This window comes from Acidocella sp., from assembly GCF_013044125.1.
Lineage (GTDB): Bacteria > Pseudomonadota > Alphaproteobacteria > Acetobacterales > Acetobacteraceae > Acidocella.
On sequence record NZ_JABEVC010000197.1, the window covers coordinates 1 to 15,328 of the forward strand.

Annotated in this window: 16 protein-coding genes and 1 pseudogene; 4 read left to right on the forward strand and 13 right to left on the reverse strand. The window is 66.4% G+C overall.

Annotated elements, in window-relative coordinates:
• The 8 genes and pseudogenes from HKL97_RS12015 to HKL97_RS12050 all read right to left on the reverse strand — a co-directional run.
• Window positions 1-296 (reverse strand): metal ABC transporter permease (locus tag HKL97_RS12015; protein WP_291425654.1); only part of this gene is annotated, 296 nt, incomplete at its 3' end.
• Complete coding sequence (locus HKL97_RS12020; RefSeq protein WP_291425656.1) at window positions 289-1,071, reverse strand: metal ABC transporter ATP-binding protein; 783 nt, start codon at window positions 1,069-1,071, stop codon at window positions 289-291. The genes HKL97_RS12015 and HKL97_RS12020, both read right to left, overlap by 8 nt.
• Window positions 1,068-1,940 carry a metal ABC transporter solute-binding protein, Zn/Mn family gene (locus HKL97_RS12025; protein WP_291425658.1) on the reverse strand — a complete coding sequence of 291 codons (873 nt, stop codon included), beginning with the start codon at window positions 1,938-1,940 and terminating at the stop codon, window positions 1,068-1,070. Before HKL97_RS12025 ends, HKL97_RS12020 begins: the two co-directional genes overlap by 4 nt.
• Entirely contained in the window at window positions 1,937-3,022 is a 1,086-nt protein-coding gene (locus HKL97_RS12030; protein WP_291425660.1) for a sulfotransferase family protein, read from the reverse strand. The genes HKL97_RS12025 and HKL97_RS12030 overlap by 4 nt, the downstream gene beginning before the upstream one ends.
• Window positions 3,019-3,774: pseudogene (locus HKL97_RS12035) on the reverse strand (inositol monophosphatase family protein). Before HKL97_RS12035 ends, HKL97_RS12030 begins: the two are co-directional and overlap by 4 nt.
• 47 nt (window positions 3,775-3,821) lie before the next feature.
• Window positions 3,822-5,102 (reverse strand): GTPase HflX, encoded by a 1,281-nt coding sequence (hflX, locus tag HKL97_RS12040; protein ID WP_291425662.1) that lies wholly within the window; start codon window positions 5,100-5,102, stop codon window positions 3,822-3,824.
• Between the two features lie 35 nt (window positions 5,103-5,137).
• Entirely contained in the window at window positions 5,138-5,467 is a 330-nt protein-coding gene (gene hfq, locus HKL97_RS12045) for an RNA chaperone Hfq (RefSeq protein ID WP_291425665.1), read from the reverse strand.
• Between the two features lie 159 nt (window positions 5,468-5,626).
• The gene (locus HKL97_RS12050; protein WP_291425667.1) at window positions 5,627-6,925 is read right to left on the reverse strand and encodes an Nramp family divalent metal transporter; all 1,299 of its coding nucleotides are present in this window, start codon (window positions 6,923-6,925) and stop codon (window positions 5,627-5,629) included.
• A 115-nt stretch (window positions 6,926-7,040) separates the two neighbouring features.
• Between HKL97_RS12050 and mntR the strand changes: the two genes are divergently transcribed.
• Complete coding sequence (gene mntR / locus HKL97_RS12055; protein ID WP_291425668.1) at window positions 7,041-7,457, forward strand: manganese-binding transcriptional regulator MntR; 417 nt, start codon at window positions 7,041-7,043, stop codon at window positions 7,455-7,457.
• 19 nt (window positions 7,458-7,476) lie between these two features.
• Here the strand turns inward: mntR and HKL97_RS12060 are convergent, their stop codons facing one another.
• The 3 genes from HKL97_RS12060 to mazG are packed head-to-tail and all read right to left on the reverse strand — an operon-like array spanning window position 7,477 to window position 10,210.
• A complete protein-coding gene (locus HKL97_RS12060; RefSeq protein WP_291425669.1) occupies window positions 7,477-8,772 on the reverse strand; it encodes an O-acetylhomoserine aminocarboxypropyltransferase/cysteine synthase family protein in 1,296 nt (431 codons plus the stop codon).
• A gap of 53 nt (window positions 8,773-8,825) precedes the next feature.
• On the reverse strand, window positions 8,826-9,425 hold the full coding sequence (locus HKL97_RS12065; protein WP_291425670.1) for a carbonic anhydrase: 600 nt from the start codon (window positions 9,423-9,425) through the stop codon (window positions 8,826-8,828).
• A complete protein-coding gene (gene mazG, locus HKL97_RS12070) occupies window positions 9,422-10,210 on the reverse strand; it encodes a nucleoside triphosphate pyrophosphohydrolase (protein ID WP_291425672.1) in 789 nt (262 codons plus the stop codon). The genes HKL97_RS12065 and mazG overlap by 4 nt, the downstream gene beginning before the upstream one ends.
• Window positions 10,211-10,314: 104 nt before the next feature.
• Here mazG and HKL97_RS12075 point away from each other — a divergent pair, with 104 nt between their 5' ends.
• Window positions 10,315-10,794, forward strand: a complete 480-nt coding sequence (locus HKL97_RS12075) for a glutathione peroxidase (protein ID WP_291425674.1) — start codon at window positions 10,315-10,317, stop codon at window positions 10,792-10,794.
• Here HKL97_RS12075 and HKL97_RS12080 read toward each other — a convergent pair.
• Together HKL97_RS12080 and recG are read right to left on the reverse strand one after the other, a co-directional pair.
• Window positions 10,763-11,191 carry an NUDIX hydrolase gene (locus HKL97_RS12080; protein WP_291425676.1) on the reverse strand — a complete coding sequence of 143 codons (429 nt, stop codon included), beginning with the start codon at window positions 11,189-11,191 and terminating at the stop codon, window positions 10,763-10,765. The two genes, HKL97_RS12075 and HKL97_RS12080, sit on opposite strands and share 32 nt — an antisense overlap.
• Entirely contained in the window at window positions 11,188-13,218 is a 2,031-nt protein-coding gene (gene recG / locus HKL97_RS12085; protein ID WP_291425681.1) for an ATP-dependent DNA helicase RecG, read from the reverse strand. Before recG ends, HKL97_RS12080 begins: the two co-directional genes overlap by 4 nt.
• A 66-nt stretch (window positions 13,219-13,284) precedes the next feature.
• Here recG and HKL97_RS12090 point away from each other — a divergent pair, with 66 nt between their 5' ends.
• Window positions 13,285-13,572 carry a succinate dehydrogenase assembly factor 2 gene (locus HKL97_RS12090; RefSeq protein WP_291425678.1) on the forward strand — a complete coding sequence of 96 codons (288 nt, stop codon included), beginning with the start codon at window positions 13,285-13,287 and terminating at the stop codon, window positions 13,570-13,572.
• On the forward strand, window positions 13,572-15,328 hold a 1,757-nt coding region (locus tag HKL97_RS12095), incomplete at its 3' end, for a CarD family transcriptional regulator (protein WP_291425679.1). The genes HKL97_RS12090 and HKL97_RS12095, both read left to right, overlap by 1 nt.

A 15,328-nucleotide genomic window follows, 5' to 3' on the forward strand; every position in this document is an offset into this window, starting at 1 on the left:
CGCCCGAGCCCGAGCGACATCGTTAAAATCACGCCGATGGCGATATCGCGCTCGGCCAGTTTTTCGCCCAGCGCGCCCATCAGCACGCCGCCCAGCACTGTTACCCCCAGCATCCCCGCCAGCGGGGAGACGCCGAGCAGCACCGCCCCCGTGGCTCCGGCAAAGCCGACATGGCTCAGCGCATGACCGGCGAACGCCTGGCCCCGCAGCACCAGAAAATAGCCGACAAACCCGGCCAGCACGGCGACAATCCCCGCCGCGAGAAACGCATGGCGCATGAAATCATAATCAAGCATGGTCGCACGCATGGTGAGCATCGGGCCGGTCGGAGAGCACGAAAATCCGCCCCCCCGCGCGCAGCACCTCAATTTCGGAGCCATAGAGCTTCGAGAGCCCCTCGCTGGTGATCACCTCGTCCACCATGCCCAACGCCGCATGCCCGCCGGAGAGATACAGCACCCGGTCCATGCTGCCGAGGAGCGGATTGATATCATGGGCGGCGAACAGCACGGTCAGATTGCGGCTGCGCCGCAGCCGCGCGATCAGCGCGATCATCGCCGCTTGCGCCGCCGGGTCCAGGCTGATCAGCGGCTCGTCCAGCAGCAGCAGCTTCGGCGCCCCCAGCAGGGCGGTGGCCAGCAACAGCCGCTGGCGCTGCCCGCCGGAGAGCCGCGCCAGTGGCCGCGCCGCCAGCTCCACCCCGTCCACATCCTCCAGCGCCGCCATCACCTCTTCGCGCAGCCGCCCGCCGCTCAGCGGCAAGCCAAACTCATGCCCCCGCGCGGCATTGGCCAAAACATCGAACCCGCAGATGTTGGAGGGGGGCAGGGTGCTGCGTGTCTGCGGCATATAGCCGATATCCTGGTTGCCCCGGCGCGCCGGCGCGCCGAACACCTCGATGCGCCCGGCACTCAGCGGCTGCAACCCCAGAATCGCGCGGAACAGCGTGGTTTTCCCGGCGCCGTTCGGCCCCAGCACGCCGACAAACTCGCTGTCGCGAAACGCCAGCGATATATCGCGCAGCACATCCTGCCCGCCGCGCGAAATGGTGACATTTTGCAGTGAAATCATCCGCCACCCAGTGCCTTATCCACGCCGTTCAGTCCACTGCTCATCCACTGTTGATAATCCATCCCCGCCGGTTCGGTTTCGCTCACCCCCACCACCGGCACGCCCGAGCGCCGCGCCAGCGCCCGCAGCGAGGCGGTCAGATCATCCGTAACCTGCGCGTTATAGAACAACACCCGCACCCGCCGCCGCCGCAGATCATCCTCGAACGCCCCCATGTCAGAAGGGGCCGGCTCCGTGCCGTTCATCACCGCCAGTTGAAAACGCCGGTTGCGCATCACCAGCCCGAGCGCCCGCGCCATCAGCCCGAACACCGGTTCTGTTGCCGTCACCGGCGTCCCGGCGTATTTCGCCCGCATCGCCGCCACGCGCGCATAAACCGGCGCCAGCGCATCCAGCAACCGGGCGCCATTGCGCTGATACACCGCGGCGTTGGCGGCATCCTTCGCCGCCAGCACCGCCACCAGCCGCGCGATGAGCGCGGGTGCTGCCGCCGGATCGTACCACAGATGCGGATTATCCCCCGGCTTGCGCCCGAGCAGCGTGGCGATGTTTATCACCACCCGCCCCGGCGCCTCCGAGGCCGCCAGCAGCGGTCCCATCCAGGGGTCATAGTCCGCGCCGTTGACAATGACGACATCCGCCGCCGCCAACTCCCGCGCCACCGAGGGGCTGGCCGAGAACATATGCGGATCTTCATTCGGGTTTTTCAGTATGCTGGTCACACGCGCCAGCCCGCCGCTTATCTGCCCGGCAATATCCCCATACATATTCTCTGCCGCGACAATGCGTAAAACCGAAGCCGCCCGCGCCTTGCGCGCAAGCGCCAGCCCGCCCAGCCCGGCCAGCACACCCCGTCTGAAAAGCCTCAACTCACGTCCTCCCGTCCGCGCCACCGCCGCAACGCCTGGCGCACCGGCGCCATCGTCCGCCACATGCGGCTGCTCTCAATCGCCCGCGCATGCGCGGCCAGCCGGTCAATCTCGCGCTGCTGATGTTCGATATACGCCCGCAACGTCCCAATCGCCTCATAGCGTTCCACCGCTGAATCAATCCAGTGCCGCAGCTCTGCCGCGCGGGTGCGCGCCGCATCCTCCAGCGCCGCCAGCGCACCGCCAAACAGGGGCTCCGCCACGGCCAGATCGGCCGCAATCGCATCCAGCCCATCGCCCGGCGCCTCACCGGCCGCCGCGGCGATGTGCCAGCGATACGCCTCGCGCACCTCCCAGGGCACAGCCGAGTTTCCCAGCACCTCGTCCGCATCGCGCTCATGGTGGCGCAGGGCAGGGGACAAAAACGCACGCATCTCCGCCGCCGCAATCTCCGGCGCGTGGGGCCAGTCCACCCCTAGCTCCCCGCCCAGCCGCTCAACCGTGCCCGGCGCATCGGCCAAAACCTGCTCATAGGTCACGAATGCGCGCCTCATGCCCCGGCTGTCCCGTTCGGCAGCCAGCACATGGCGCAGCCACAGCAGCAGCGCCTTGCCTTCGCCAAACCCGTCGCGCGCGCACAGAGAGGCCGCAACCTCCAGCGGATGGCGCACCGCCAGCAGCACCAGCGGCTCAATGCCCAGTTCCGCCAGCACCTGGCGCCACAGCGGCAGCAACCGGCACAGCCTGGGGTCTTTCACCAGCAGCAGCGGCGCCGCGCCATATTCGCTGGCCAGCAACGCGCCTAGCCGCGCGCGGAACACCTCCGCCGCATCGCTCGCGAACCAGCCCGCATCCAGCTCCCGCAGATCATGCCAGGAGCCGCCCGCCGCCTCCAAAACCTCATCATGCAGCGCCAGCAGCGCCCGTGATTCCCAAAACCCGGTGGCGTTCACATCAGCCGCCGCCTCAACCAGCGCCTCCGGCAAGGCCGCGCCGCAGAGGTTCAACAACCTGGCCAGCGCCGATGTGCCGCTGCGATGCATCCCCAGCACCAGCAGGGCCCGCCGCGCCCTTGCGCTCATCGCAGCAAAGCCTCGGCCAATTCCTTCCAGCTTGCCGCATCGGGGGTCAGCAGCAGCCCGCCGCCGGTGACCGAGGGTGTATACGCCGAGCCATCAAACCGCCGCCCATAGCCGCCGGCCTCCTGGTGCAGCAGAAACCCCGCCGCATGGTCCCAGGGCAGCAGCTTACGGAACATCTGCGCGTGGCAATGCCCGGCGGCCAGCATCCGGTACTGGTGCGCGGCGCAGCGATAATCCGTCACCGCTGCCATCCGGTCCAGCCGGTGCAGCACATGGCTGCGCAGCGGCTCTTCCATCTACCGCCAGGACATCGAGCCAGTCATCTGCGCGACGGGAACCGGCGCTGCCACCCGCAGCCGCCGCCGCGCGCCATCGGGCGCCACCATCCAGGCGCCGCTGCCCAGCGTCGCGACCGCGGTATCATCGCTCACCGGATCATGGATGAACCCGGCCAAAATCCGGTCCTCTTCCACCAGCGCCGCCATCACGCCAAACAGCGGCAGCTCGGCGGCAAAATTCGCGGTGCCGTCAATCGGGTCGATAATCCAAACCCGCCCCGGCCGCGCCAGGCGTCCCAGCAGCGACGCATCGGCCGAAACCGCTTCCTCGCCCAGTACATCATCGCCCGGAAACAGCGCCCGCAACCCCGCATCCAGCGCCCGTTCGGCCGCCTCATCGGCCACCGTCACCGGGTCCAGCGGGCCGGATTTGCTCCGCACATCGCCCGCCGCGAGATGCTTGAACCGCGGCATGATCTCAGCGCGCGACACTTCGCGCAGCAAGCGGATCACATCCTCGATCACAGCCGCGCGAACCTGGCTTTATCGGCCGCCGTCATGCGCACCCGCAGCTTCACCAGCTCCTCGCCATCCGCGCGCGCCAGCACCTCGCCGTTGCGGTACAGCCATGCGATCCTGGCGCCATCGCTCACCGGCAGTTCCATCTCCAGCACCTCCATCCGCGCCGCCAGCCGCGCGTCGATCCCGGCGCGCAGCCGCTCCAGCCCTTCGCCGGTGAGCGCCGAGACCGCAATGCCCTCACCTTGGATCACATTGCCCACGCCGCCCAGCAGGTCGGCCTTGTTCAACACCTCCAGCGTGCGGTCCTGCCAATTCTCATCCAGCGTGCCGTCCTTGGCCATGCGGTTGAGCACGGCGCGCACATCCGCCGCCTGCGCCTGTGCATCCGGGTGCGCCACATCGCGCACATGCAGCAGCACATCGGCCTCCGCCACCTCCTCCAGCGTGGCGCGGAACGCCGCCACCAGCTCAGTCGGCAGGTCGGAGATGAACCCCACAGTATCGGAAAGTATGATCTGCCGGCCCGATGGCAGCAAAATCGCGCGCATCGTCGGGTCTAGCGTCGCGAACAACTGGTCCTGCGCCATCACCTCAGCCCCGGTCAGCGCGTTGAACAGCGTCGATTTCCCGGCATTGGTGTAGCCCACCAGCGCCACCACGGGGTAGGGCACCTTCTTGCGCGCCCCGCGGTGCAGCCCGCGCGTGCGCCGCACGTCCTCAAGCTCCAGCCGCAGCCGTGTAATTCGATCGCCAATCAAGCGCCGGTCCGCCTCGATCTGCGTCTCCCCCGGCCCGCCCAGAAACCCGAAACCACCGCGCTGGCGCTCCAGATGGGTCCATGAGCGCACGAGCCGCGAGCGTTGATACTCCAGATGCGCCAATTCCACCTGCAGCGCCCCCTCACGGGTACGCGCCCGGGCGCCGAAAATATCCAGGATCAACCCCGTCCGGTCGATCACCTTCACCCCCCAGGCGGTCTCCAGGTTGCGCTGCTGCACTGGCGTCAGGCTGGCGTCCACCACGGCCACATCCACCTGTGCATCTGCCAGAGCCGCGCGGGCCATCTCCACCTGCCCCTTGCCGAACAAGGTTGCAGGCGTAACGCTACGGGTGATGAACACATGTTCATGCACCACCACGAGGCCGATGCTCGCCGCCAGACCCACCGCCTCGGCCAGCCGCGCCTCCGCCGAGCGCGAAGCAACGCTCAGCCGTGCAGCTGATTTATCCCAAGGCAGAAGTATGGCCGCCCGCTTGGGCGGCGGCGCTGTCTCTTTCATCTGGCGCCCAGCCGCCCCGCTGTCCTCGCGCGAGGTCAGTTGTCCATGTCCGGGTCGTACTGCGGCTCGGGCGCGCGGTTCAGCTTCAGGGTCCCGGTGGTGTCCACCGGCGGCGGCGCCGCGCCTTCGGCCCTGGAGGCATCGAACAGCATGATCGGCGCCCCCGGCATCACGGTGCTGATCGCGTGCTTATACACGAGCTGGGTATGCCCATCGCGGCGCAGCAGCACGGAGAAATTATCAAACCAGGTGATAACACCCTGTAATTTCACGCCATTCACAAGAAACACCGTCACAGGTGTCTTGCTCTTGCGGACGTGATTCAGGAACACGTCCTGAACGTTCTGAGACTTATCGTTGGCCACGGCGGTTATCCTTTTTTTTGTCGTCCTGCGGACGATGACTGAGTCGGGTTATCCTAAAAGCGCAAAGTTTACCGGTACCTGCGTGGCGCGCGGCACCGGCTGCTTCAACTATATCCAAATTGTGCGCCGCGGCAACCGGCGCAAGGGGCGGCATCGCCGTTAAATCGTGCTCCAGAGTAACGCGAAGTTGAACACCAGGATCAACCCGGTCACCAGCCAGCCCGCCCCGCGCAGCCAAACCGGCGGGCGGAGCGCCTTCAGCCGCACCACGAAAAACATCAGCGGCAGCATTGCAAACGGCAACTGCAATGAGAGAATAACTTGGCTCAGCACCAGCAGCTTGTTCACCGCCGCCGGCCCGGCCAGCACCAGCACCCCCACAACAGGCAGCACCGCCAGCCCGCGCGTGAGCAGCCGGCGCGCCGCCACGGGCATGCGCATGCGCAAAAACCCTTCCATCACCACCTGCCCGGCCAGCGTGCCGGTCACCGTGGCGTTAATCCCCGAGCCCAGCAGCGCCACGGCGAAAATAATCGCCGCCGCCCGGTTGCCCAGAATCGGCGAGAGCAGCGCGAACGCCCGCCCCAGATCCTGCACATTCGTCTCCCCATGCGCATGGAACACGCTGCCCGCCATCACCAGAATCGCCGCGTTCACCAAAAACGCGAACACCAGCGCCGCGCAGCTATCCACCAGCGCCCAGAAAATCGCGCTGCGCCGGGCTTTCTCGCCCTCATGCACATGGCGCGTCTGCACCAGGGCCGAGTGCAGATACAAATTATGCGGCATCACCGTGGCGCCGATGATCCCAACGCCGATATAGAGCATCCCCGGATTGCTCAGCAGCGTCATATGCGGCGTCAGCCCCGCCAGGATCGGCCCCAGCGCCGCGTGCGCCATCAGAATTTCAATGAACAGCGCCATCGCGATCACGCCGCACAGCCCGATCACCGCCGCCTCCAGCAGCCGCATCCCCGAGCGCAGCAGCATCAGCACCACAAACGCATCGCCGATGGTTAGAACCGCGCCCAGCAGCAGCGGAATATGGAACAATAGGTTGAGCGCGATGGCGCCGCCGATCACCTCCGCCACATCGCAGGCGATGATCGCGCTCTGCGCCGCCACCCACATCACCGCGCCCCAGAACGGCGGCATCGCCGCGCGCGTCAACTGCGCCAGGTCGCGCCCCGTCGCCAGCCCCAGCCACGCCGCCAGCGCCTGCAACACCATCGCCATCACGCTGGCGAGCAGCACCACCGCCAGCAGCGCATAGCCGTAGCTGGACCCGGCGGCGAGGTCCGTCGCCCAGTTGCCGGGGTCCATATACCCCACCGCGATGATATACCCCGGCCCGAACGCGGCCAGAAACCGCCGCCATTTCCCCGCGCCGACCGGCGCGCGCACGCTGCCATGCACATCCGAGAGCGAAAGATCGGTTACTTCGGTCTTGATGTTCATTAAGCTCCATTATGTAGCCTTGGCTACACTTTTGCAAGCGCGCCTTCAATGTGTCATCCTTCAATGCGCCACCTGGAGATCGCCCGCTTTGCTGAAACCTTGCCCCCCGCCGCCCATGCCCGCAGAGCCCACCCAGGCGCGGCGTTTCAGCAAGGCCCGCGCCGCCCAGAGTTATGCGCTGCTGGAGGATTATGTGGAGCTGATTGATGATTTGCTCACCGCCACCGGCGAGGCCCGCGCGACTGACATCGCCCGCCGCTTAGGCGTCAGCCACGCCACGGTCATCAAGGCCATCGGCCGCCTCAAGCGCGAGGGCCTGGCAACCTCGCTGCCTTATCGTGGCGTGTTCCTCACCCCCGCGGGTGAAACACTGGCGGGCAAATCACGCGCCCGCCACCGCCTGGTAGTGGCCGTGCTCACCGCCATCGGCGTGCCGCCCGAAGCCGCCGAGCAGGACGCCGAGGGCCTGGAACACCACATCTCCCCCGCCACGTTGAAGGCGTTTGCCGCGTTTCTCAAGCGCCAGGGCTGAAACCACGGCGCCGCGCGGCTTACCCTGCTTTATCCAGCGCCTGCGCCAGATCGGCCAGAATATCCTCGATATGCTCCAGCCCGATCGAGAGCCGCACATACCCTTCCGAGACCCCGGCCGCGCGCTGCTCCTCCGGGGGCATCTGGCTATGCGTCGTGCTCGCCGGATGAATCGCCAGGCTGCGCGCGTCGCCGATATTTGCCACATGGTAGAACATCTGTAAGGCGGAGATGAACGCCTCTCCCGCCGCGCGCCCGCCGGCCAGCTCGAACCCAACCAGCCCGCCCATGCCGCCGGACAGATATTTATCCGCCCGCTCCTTCTCAAACCCCTTGGCCAGGCTGGGATGGATCACCCGCGCCACATTCGCCCGCGCGCTCAAAAACTTCACCACCGCCAGCGCATTTTCCGAATGCCGGGTGATGCGCAGCGGCAAGGTCTCAAGCCCCTGGATGATCTGGAACGCATTGAACGGCGAGAGCGCCGCGCCTAGATCGCGTAGCAGCACCACCCGCGCGCGGATGATATACGCAATCGGCCCCAGCGGCTTCACCGCCTCGGCCCATACCGCGCCATGATAGCTCGCATCGGGCGTATTGAGCAGCGGCTGGCGCGCGGGGAATGCCTGCCAGTCAAAATTCCCGCCGTCGATAATCACGCCGCCAATGCTGGTGCCATGCCCGCCGATGTATTTGGTCGTTGAATAAATCACCACCGCCGCGCCATGCTCAAACGGCCGCGCCAGCAGCGGCGCCGCGGTGTTGTCCATGATCAGCGGAATCCCGAACCCGCGCCCGATGGCGGCCACCTCCGCGATCGGGAACACCCGCAGCTTGGGGTTGGGCAGCGTCTCGGCATAATACGCCCGCGTGCGCTCATCCGTCGCGCGCGCAAACGCCTGCGGGTCCGCAGGGTCCACAAAGCGCACCTCAATCCCCTGGTCCTTCAGCGTATTGGCGAATAAATTCCACGTCCCGCCATAGAGATCAGTGGAGGCCACCACATTGTCGCCCGCGCGCGCCAGATTCTGGATCGAGAGCGCCGACGCCGCCTGTCCCGAGGCCACCGCCAGCGCCCCAACGCCCCCCTCCAGCGCCGCCAGCCGCTGCTCCAGCACATCGGTCGTCGGGTTCATGATGCGCGTGTAAATATTCCCGAATTCCTTCAGCGCGAACAAATTCGCCGCGTGTTCCGGGCTTTTGAACTGATATGAGGTGGTCTGGTAAATCGGCACCGCGACCGATCCGGTGGCGGCGTCCGCGCGCCACCCCGCATGCAGCGCCAGCGTTTCGGGATGTTTAGAGTTTACGGCCATGTGCTTGCTCCTGAGGAAGTCTTATGATGCCGCCGGCCTGGCCCGGGGCGGCGTCAGCCCACCGGCACCAAACCGCCGGATTGTACGTTAAAATGCATCCCCGCCAGAGTCAGGCTGCCATCGGCCACCCGCGCCGCAATCCAGGGAAATGTCATCAGATTCTCCAGCGAATCACGAATCGCCTCATGCTCGCAGGCGTGGCACAGCGAGTCGAAATCCGCCCCCTCGGCCTGCGGCGAATCGCAGACCCGCTGGCGCGCCTTATGTGCAATCGCCATCCAGGAGGCGATAAAATCCCCCTGGCCGGCGCCTGGCCCCTTCATCAGCGCGCGGATACCCCCGCACTGGCTGTGGCCCAGCACCACGATGGTGCGCACCTTCAGCGCCGTTACCGCGAATTCCAGCGCGGCGGAGGTGCCGTGGTTGCCGGTATCGGGCGCGTAGGGCGGCACCAGTGCGCTCACGTTGCGCACCACGAAAATCTCCCCCGGCGCGCAATCAAAAATCACCTCCGGCGCCACGCGGGAATCCGCGCAGGCAATCACCATCGCCGGCGGCGCCTGCCCGTCGCGCGCCAGCGTCGAGAACAAAGCCTTGTGCCGGCGCCAGTACCCTTTGCGGAACCGCGCGTACCCTTCCATCAACGTCTTCATAGTCCGGCCTCCTTTGCCTTGTTCCAGAGCGCGTCCATCTCCCCCAGGTCTGACATTTGCGGAGTCTTGCCCGCGCGCGCCAGTGCATCTTCCACAAAGCCAAACCGGCGGGCAAATTTCGCATTGGCCCCCGTCAGGCACTCTTCCGCGTTCAGCCCCAGCTTGCGCGCCAGATTGGCCATCACGAACAACATATCCCCGAGTTCATCGGCCAGCCGCGCCGGCGCCGCGCCGGGCAGTTCGGCGCGCAACTCGCGCACCTCTTCCTCCAGCTTGTCCAGCACCGCCTCCGCATGCGGCCAATCAAACCCCACCCGCGCCGCCCGCGCGCAAAATTTATGCGCCCGCGCCAAAGCGGGCAGGGCGCCCGCCACCCCGCTCAATGTCCCGCTTTCGGCCTTCTCCAGCCGCTCCTGCGCCTTCTGCGCCTCCCAGGCGGCGCTTTGCGCCCCGGCATCGCGCGCTGCCTCGCCGCCAAACACATGCGGATGCCGCCGGATCATCTTGTCCGTAATCCCCGCCGCCACCTCGTCAAAGCCGAACCACCCGCGCTCGCTGGCCATCTGCGCATGGTAGACGACCTGAAACAGCAAATCCCCCAGCTCATCGCGCAACGCTTCCGGCTCCCCGGACTCGATCGCCGCCTGTACCTCATAGGCTTCCTCGATCGTATAAGGCGCGATCGTCGAAAAATCCTGTTCCTTATCCCAGGGGCAGCCCGTAACAGGGTGCCGCAGCGCGGCCATGACATTGATAAGCTCGAGTACGCGCGGTTGATCGGTCATGGCCAAGTTGTAAATTCTCCAGCCGCAAATGGCCAGGGCCGCGTTGCTACCCCCGCGGATCAATGCTTCACTGCCCCCGCCGCCCCTCAATTCAGGAGCCCGCGATGACCAGTGCCTATAATTTCTCCTTCGAGACCCTCCAGGGCACCCCCTATCCCCTGCGTGCACTCGCGGGCCGGCCGCTGCTCATCGTCAATACCGCCTCCCAATGCGGCTTCACCCCGCAGTACAAGGCGCTGGAAGCCCTCTGGCAGGCGAACAAAGCTGCCGGACTGGCCGTCATCGGCGCTCCTTGTAATGATTTCGGCGGCCAGGAGCCCGGCTCCGCCACGGAAATCGCCAGCTTCTGCGAACTCAATTACGGTGTTGACTTCCCCATGATGGCCAAGGTCCACGTCAAAGGTCCTGATGCTCACCCGTTTTTCCAATGGGCGGCGGGGCAGGGCGGCTTTCTCGCCAAACCCCGCTGGAATTTCTACAAATACCTCATCAACAAAAACGGCGGGCTGGAGACCTGGTTCTCCAGTCTCACCCGCCCCGACTCGCCAAAATTCAAGGCGGCAATTGCGAAAATGCTAGGTTGATCATCCGCAGCGCCTCATCCCAGAGCCCATAGGCGGCAAAATCCTCCCGCCGCGCCCAGGCAAGCTCGCTCACGTCATCGCCAGCCGCCGCCTCGCCGCCCACATAGCGCGCGCCAAAGTCGAGGATGGTGTAATGATATTCGATGCGCCCCCCGGCATCGTAATGGATGGAATCCACATGCCCGAGCAGTTGCAGCGCTCCGCATTCCAGCCCGGTCTCCTCGCGCAGCTCCCGCCGTGCGCAATCCTGCGCGCTCTCGCCCAGCTCCTGCCCGCCGCCGGGCAGCGACCATGCCCCCGCCGCCGGCGGCCGCCCGCGGCGGACCAGCAACACCTCATCCCTGCGCAGCAGCACAACACCAATGCCCACGCGCGGATGCGCCGGGTAGCGCCTCATCCTGCCCGCACCGTCAAAATCGCCTCGCGCTGGTCGAATAAATTCAGCAACACCCGCACCGCCTGCCCGCGCGGGCTCTCCAGCCTCGGGTCGCGCTGCAACAGCAGCACCGCGTCCTGGCGCGCCATGGGGAGCAGATCCGCATGTTTTTCCGCATCCGCCAGCCGGTATCCGGGCAGGCCGGACTGCTTGGTGCCCAGAAAATCGCCTGAGCCGCGCAGCCTGAAATCCTCATCGGCAATCACGAACCCATCCGCGGTATCGCGCAGCAGCGCCAGACGCTTGCGCGCGCCCACGCTAATTTTGTCATCGTGCAGCAGCAGGCAAAAACTTTTCGCATCCCCGCGCCCCACCCGCCCGCGCAGCTGGTGCAACTGCGCCAGACCAAACCGCTCGGCATGCTCTATCACCATGATATTCGCCGCGCGCACATCCATCCCAACCTCGATTACCGTCGTCGCCACCAGAATTTTGCAGCGTCCCGCGCCAAAATCAGCCAGCGCCGCATCGCGCACCACCGCCTCCTGCTGCCCATGCGCCAGCGCCACCAGCGCGCCGAAGCGTTCGCGCAACTGGGCATAGCGCACCTCGGTCGCGGTAATGTCCAATACCTCGGATTCCGTCACCAGCGGGCACACCCAATACACTAGCCCCCCCGCCGCGATCGCCCGCTCAATCGCCGCCAGCACCTTCTCCAGCTCTGAAACCTTGTGCAGCGTCGTGGTAATTTTCTGCCGCCCCGCCGGCTTTCCGGTAATCCGGCTCACCTCCATCTCCGCCCAATGGGTCAACAGCAGCGTGCGCGGAATCGGCGTTGCCGTCATCACCAGCAAATCCGCTGCCGCCCCCTTGGCGCTCAGCGCCAGCCGCTGGTCCACGCCAAAGCGATGCTGCTCATCGATCACCGCCAGCGCGAGGTCCTTAAATTCCACCTCTTTCTGGAATATCGCGTGCGTGCCGATAATAATTGGCAAAAGCCCATCCGCCAGCGCCGCCAGAATCCGCCGCCGATCAACCCCCTTCACATTGCCCGTCAACAATGCAACCGGCACCGGGCAGAGCTTCTGAAACGTCGCATAATGCTGCTTGGCCAGAATCTCGGTCGGCGCCATCAGCGCCGCCTGCGCGCCGGCCTCCACCGTGCGCAGCATCCCCAGCAAGGCCACCAGCGTCTTGCCCGCGCCCACATCGCCCTGCAACAGCCGCAACATCTGGTGCGGCGCCGCCATATCCGCATCAATCTGCGCCAGCGCCTCCAGCTGCCCGGCCGTCAGCTTATGGCCAAAGCGCCGCAGCGCCTCCGCCCGCAGCCGCCCATCGCCCACCAAAACCCGCCCCGGCCGCTTGCGCCGCCGCGCACGCACAATCGCAAACGACAGCTGGCGCGCCAGCAGCTCGTCATACGCCAACCGCTCGGCGGGTTTCTCATCAGGCAGTTCAACCGGCGCATGCAGCGCCCGCAGCGCCTGCCCGAACCCCGGCCAGCCCCGTTTGCGCAACACGCTGGCATCCTGCCATTCGGCCAGCGCCGGCAAGCGGGCCAGCGCCCCCAGCGCGGCGCGGCGCATCACCCTGGGCACCACCCCCGCCGCCAGCGGCCATATCGGCTCAACCCATGGGAAATCAGCTTCCTGCAGCTGCGAGGCCACATAATCAGGATGTGCCATCACCAGCCGCCCGCCAAACGCCTCCAGCCTGCCGGACACAACCAGCCGCGCCCCGAGCGGAAACTGCACCAGCCGCGCCGCATGGAAGAGCACCACCTCGGCGAAGCCGGTCTCATCACCGATCACCACCCGGTGCGGCTGCCCTTTGCGCGCGGGCGCCTCATGGCGGATCACCTCGACCCGCAGCGTCGCGACCATCCCGGCCCTGGCCTCGCGTATCTTGGGTGTCTCGCGCCGGTCCATAAAATCCACCGGCAAATGAAACAGCACATCGCGCACGCTATCGCCCCCCACCAGCCGGCCCACCAAGGCCGAGAGTTTCGGCCCCAGCCCCGGCAGGGAGGAGATCGGCGCGCGCATCGGTTCAAGAATCTCAAGTGTCACATGCTGACTCTTGGCCAAAGCGCGCCTATACCGCAACCCAATATGACCGACTTTGAAAATCCGGCTCCAGAACCCTTGGACAACCGCCGCCGCCGGTTGATCTATCGCGCCCAGCACCGCGGCACTTACGAGAACGACCTGCTGATCGGTGAGTTCGTGAAGGCCCGAATCGCCTCGATGTCCGAATCCGAGCTGGACGAGATCGAGGCCGTCATGGAATTCCCTGACGCCGAGCTGGCCGACTGGCTGACCGGCCGCCTGCCTATCCCCCCCCATGCTGACAGCCCGATGCTCCAGCGTATTCGCGCCGCGGCACTGGCGCGGTTCTGATGGTCCCCGTCCACGGCGCGCCAGAAGGCGTCGATGCGCTGGTTCTGGTCCGCCGCTGGGCGGAACATACCGGCCCTGTTCTGCACATCGCGCGTGATGACACGCGCCTTGCCGGCCTCGCGGAAGCCATCGCGTTTTTCGGCCCGGAGGTTGAGGTCATCGCCTTCCCGGCGTGGGATTGCCTGCCCTATGACCGCGTCTCCCCCAACGGCGCGGTCATCGCCGAGCGCATCGCTGCCCTGAGCCGGCTGCAATCCGAGCCCGGCAAAAAGCGCATCGTGCTCACCACGGTCAATGCCGCGCTGCAAAAGGTCACGCCCCGCGCCGCGCTCTCGGGCGGCGGCATGCTGCTGCGCGTGGGCGAGAATATCGCGCCCGACGAGCTGGCCGTGTTTCTGGATGCCGACGGCTACAACCGCACCGCCACAGTCATGGAGCCGGGCGAATTCGCCCTGCGCGGCGGCATTATCGATGTCTTTCCCGCCGGTGACGCGCAGCCCGTCCGGCTCGACCTCTTCGGCGACACCATCGAGAGCATCCGCCGCTTCGACCCCGAAACCCAGCGCAGCGGCGAGCCCGTCCAGGTCCTGGCTTTCCACCCTGCCTCCGAGGTCGCGTTCGACAACAACTCCACCGCCCGCTTCCGCACCAACTGGCGCGAGCTGTTTGGCGCCAAAGCGGTTGAGGACCCGCTTTATCTCTCCGTCACCGCGGGCCACCGCCACCCCGGCATCGAACATTACGCGCCTTTGTTCGCCGAGGGCATGGAAACTATTTTTGACTATCTCCCCGGTGCCTCCATCAGTCTGGACCACCAGGCCGAGGGCGCAATCGAAGCCCGCCTCGAGCTGATCGCCGACCATTACGCCGAGCGCCGCGGCCCCGCCCGCGCGGGCGAGCAGCCCTACCGCCCCATCCCGCCGGGGATGCTCTATCTTGACCGCGAAGCCTTCGCTTCCCAACTCTCCCGCGTCCCCTGTTTCGAATTCTCCCCCTTCGCCAAGCCCGACGGCGCCGAGGGCCTGGATATTGGCGGCCGCCCTGGCCCCATCCTCGCCGGCCAGCCCCTCGCCGCGTTCGAGGGCTTTGCCGAACTGCGCACCAAATGGGCTGCTACCGGGCGCACCATCATCCTCGCCGCCTGGAGTGCCGGCTCGCGTGAGCGCCTCACTCTCATGCTGCGCGAACACGGCATCAAGGACATCCGCCCCGTCACCAGCGCGGATGAAGCCCGTGCCCTGCCCAAAGGCACCGTGGCGCTTGCGGTCCTTGGCATTGAGCGCGGTTTTATCATGGACCGCCTGGCCCTGGTCGCCGAGCAGGACCTCCTCGGGCAACGCATCGCCCGCCCGCCCAAGCGCCGCAAACGCGCCGACCAGTTCATCGCCGACGCCACGGAAATCGCCGCGGGCGATCTCGTCGTCCACCAGGACCACGGCATCGGCCGTTACGATGGCCTGGAGACCGTTACCGTCAACGCCGCCGCGCATGATTGCCTGCGCATCATCTACGATGGCGGTGACAAACTCTTCCTCCCCGTCGAGAACATCGACCTGCTCTCGCGCTTCGGCCAGGAGGGCGATGGCGTCTCGCTGGACAAACTCGGCAGCACCTCCTGGCAGGCCCGCAAGGCCAAGGCCAAGAACCGTATTCAGGACATGGCAGCCGGTCTCATCCGCCTCGCCGCCGAGCGCCAGATGCACGAGGCCCCGCTGCTCAGCGCCGATGAAGGCGCCTTCGCCGAATTCTGCGCCCG

Bases quoted from the DNA above. Each gene is read 5' to 3' on its own strand.
- HKL97_RS12020 (WP_291425656.1), bottom strand. From the start codon at position 1,071: ATGATTTCACTGCAAAATGTCACCATTTCGCGCGGCGGGCAGGATGTG.
- HKL97_RS12030 (WP_291425660.1), bottom strand. From the start codon at position 3,022: ATGAGCGCAAGGGCGCGGCGGGCCCTGCTGGTGCTGGGGATGCATCGC.
- hflX (WP_291425662.1), bottom strand. From the start codon at position 5,102: ATGAAAGAGACAGCGCCGCCGCCCAAGCGGGCGGCCATACTTCTGCCT.
- HKL97_RS12050 (WP_291425667.1), bottom strand. From the start codon at position 6,925: ATGAACATCAAGACCGAAGTAACCGATCTTTCGCTCTCGGATGTGCAT.
- mntR (WP_291425668.1), top strand. From the start codon at position 7,041: ATGCCCGCAGAGCCCACCCAGGCGCGGCGTTTCAGCAAGGCCCGCGCC.
- HKL97_RS12060 (WP_291425669.1), bottom strand. From the start codon at position 8,772: ATGGCCGTAAACTCTAAACATCCCGAAACGCTGGCGCTGCATGCGGGG.
- HKL97_RS12065 (WP_291425670.1), bottom strand. From the start codon at position 9,425: ATGAAGACGTTGATGGAAGGGTACGCGCGGTTCCGCAAAGGGTACTGG.
- mazG (WP_291425672.1), bottom strand. From the start codon at position 10,210: ATGACCGATCAACCGCGCGTACTCGAGCTTATCAATGTCATGGCCGCG.
- HKL97_RS12075 (WP_291425674.1), top strand. From the start codon at position 10,315: ATGACCAGTGCCTATAATTTCTCCTTCGAGACCCTCCAGGGCACCCCC.
- HKL97_RS12080 (WP_291425676.1), bottom strand. From the start codon at position 11,191: ATGAGGCGCTACCCGGCGCATCCGCGCGTGGGCATTGGTGTTGTGCTG.
- recG (WP_291425681.1), bottom strand. From the start codon at position 13,218: ATGCGCGCGCCGATCTCCTCCCTGCCGGGGCTGGGGCCGAAACTCTCG.
- HKL97_RS12090 (WP_291425678.1), top strand. From the start codon at position 13,285: ATGACCGACTTTGAAAATCCGGCTCCAGAACCCTTGGACAACCGCCGC.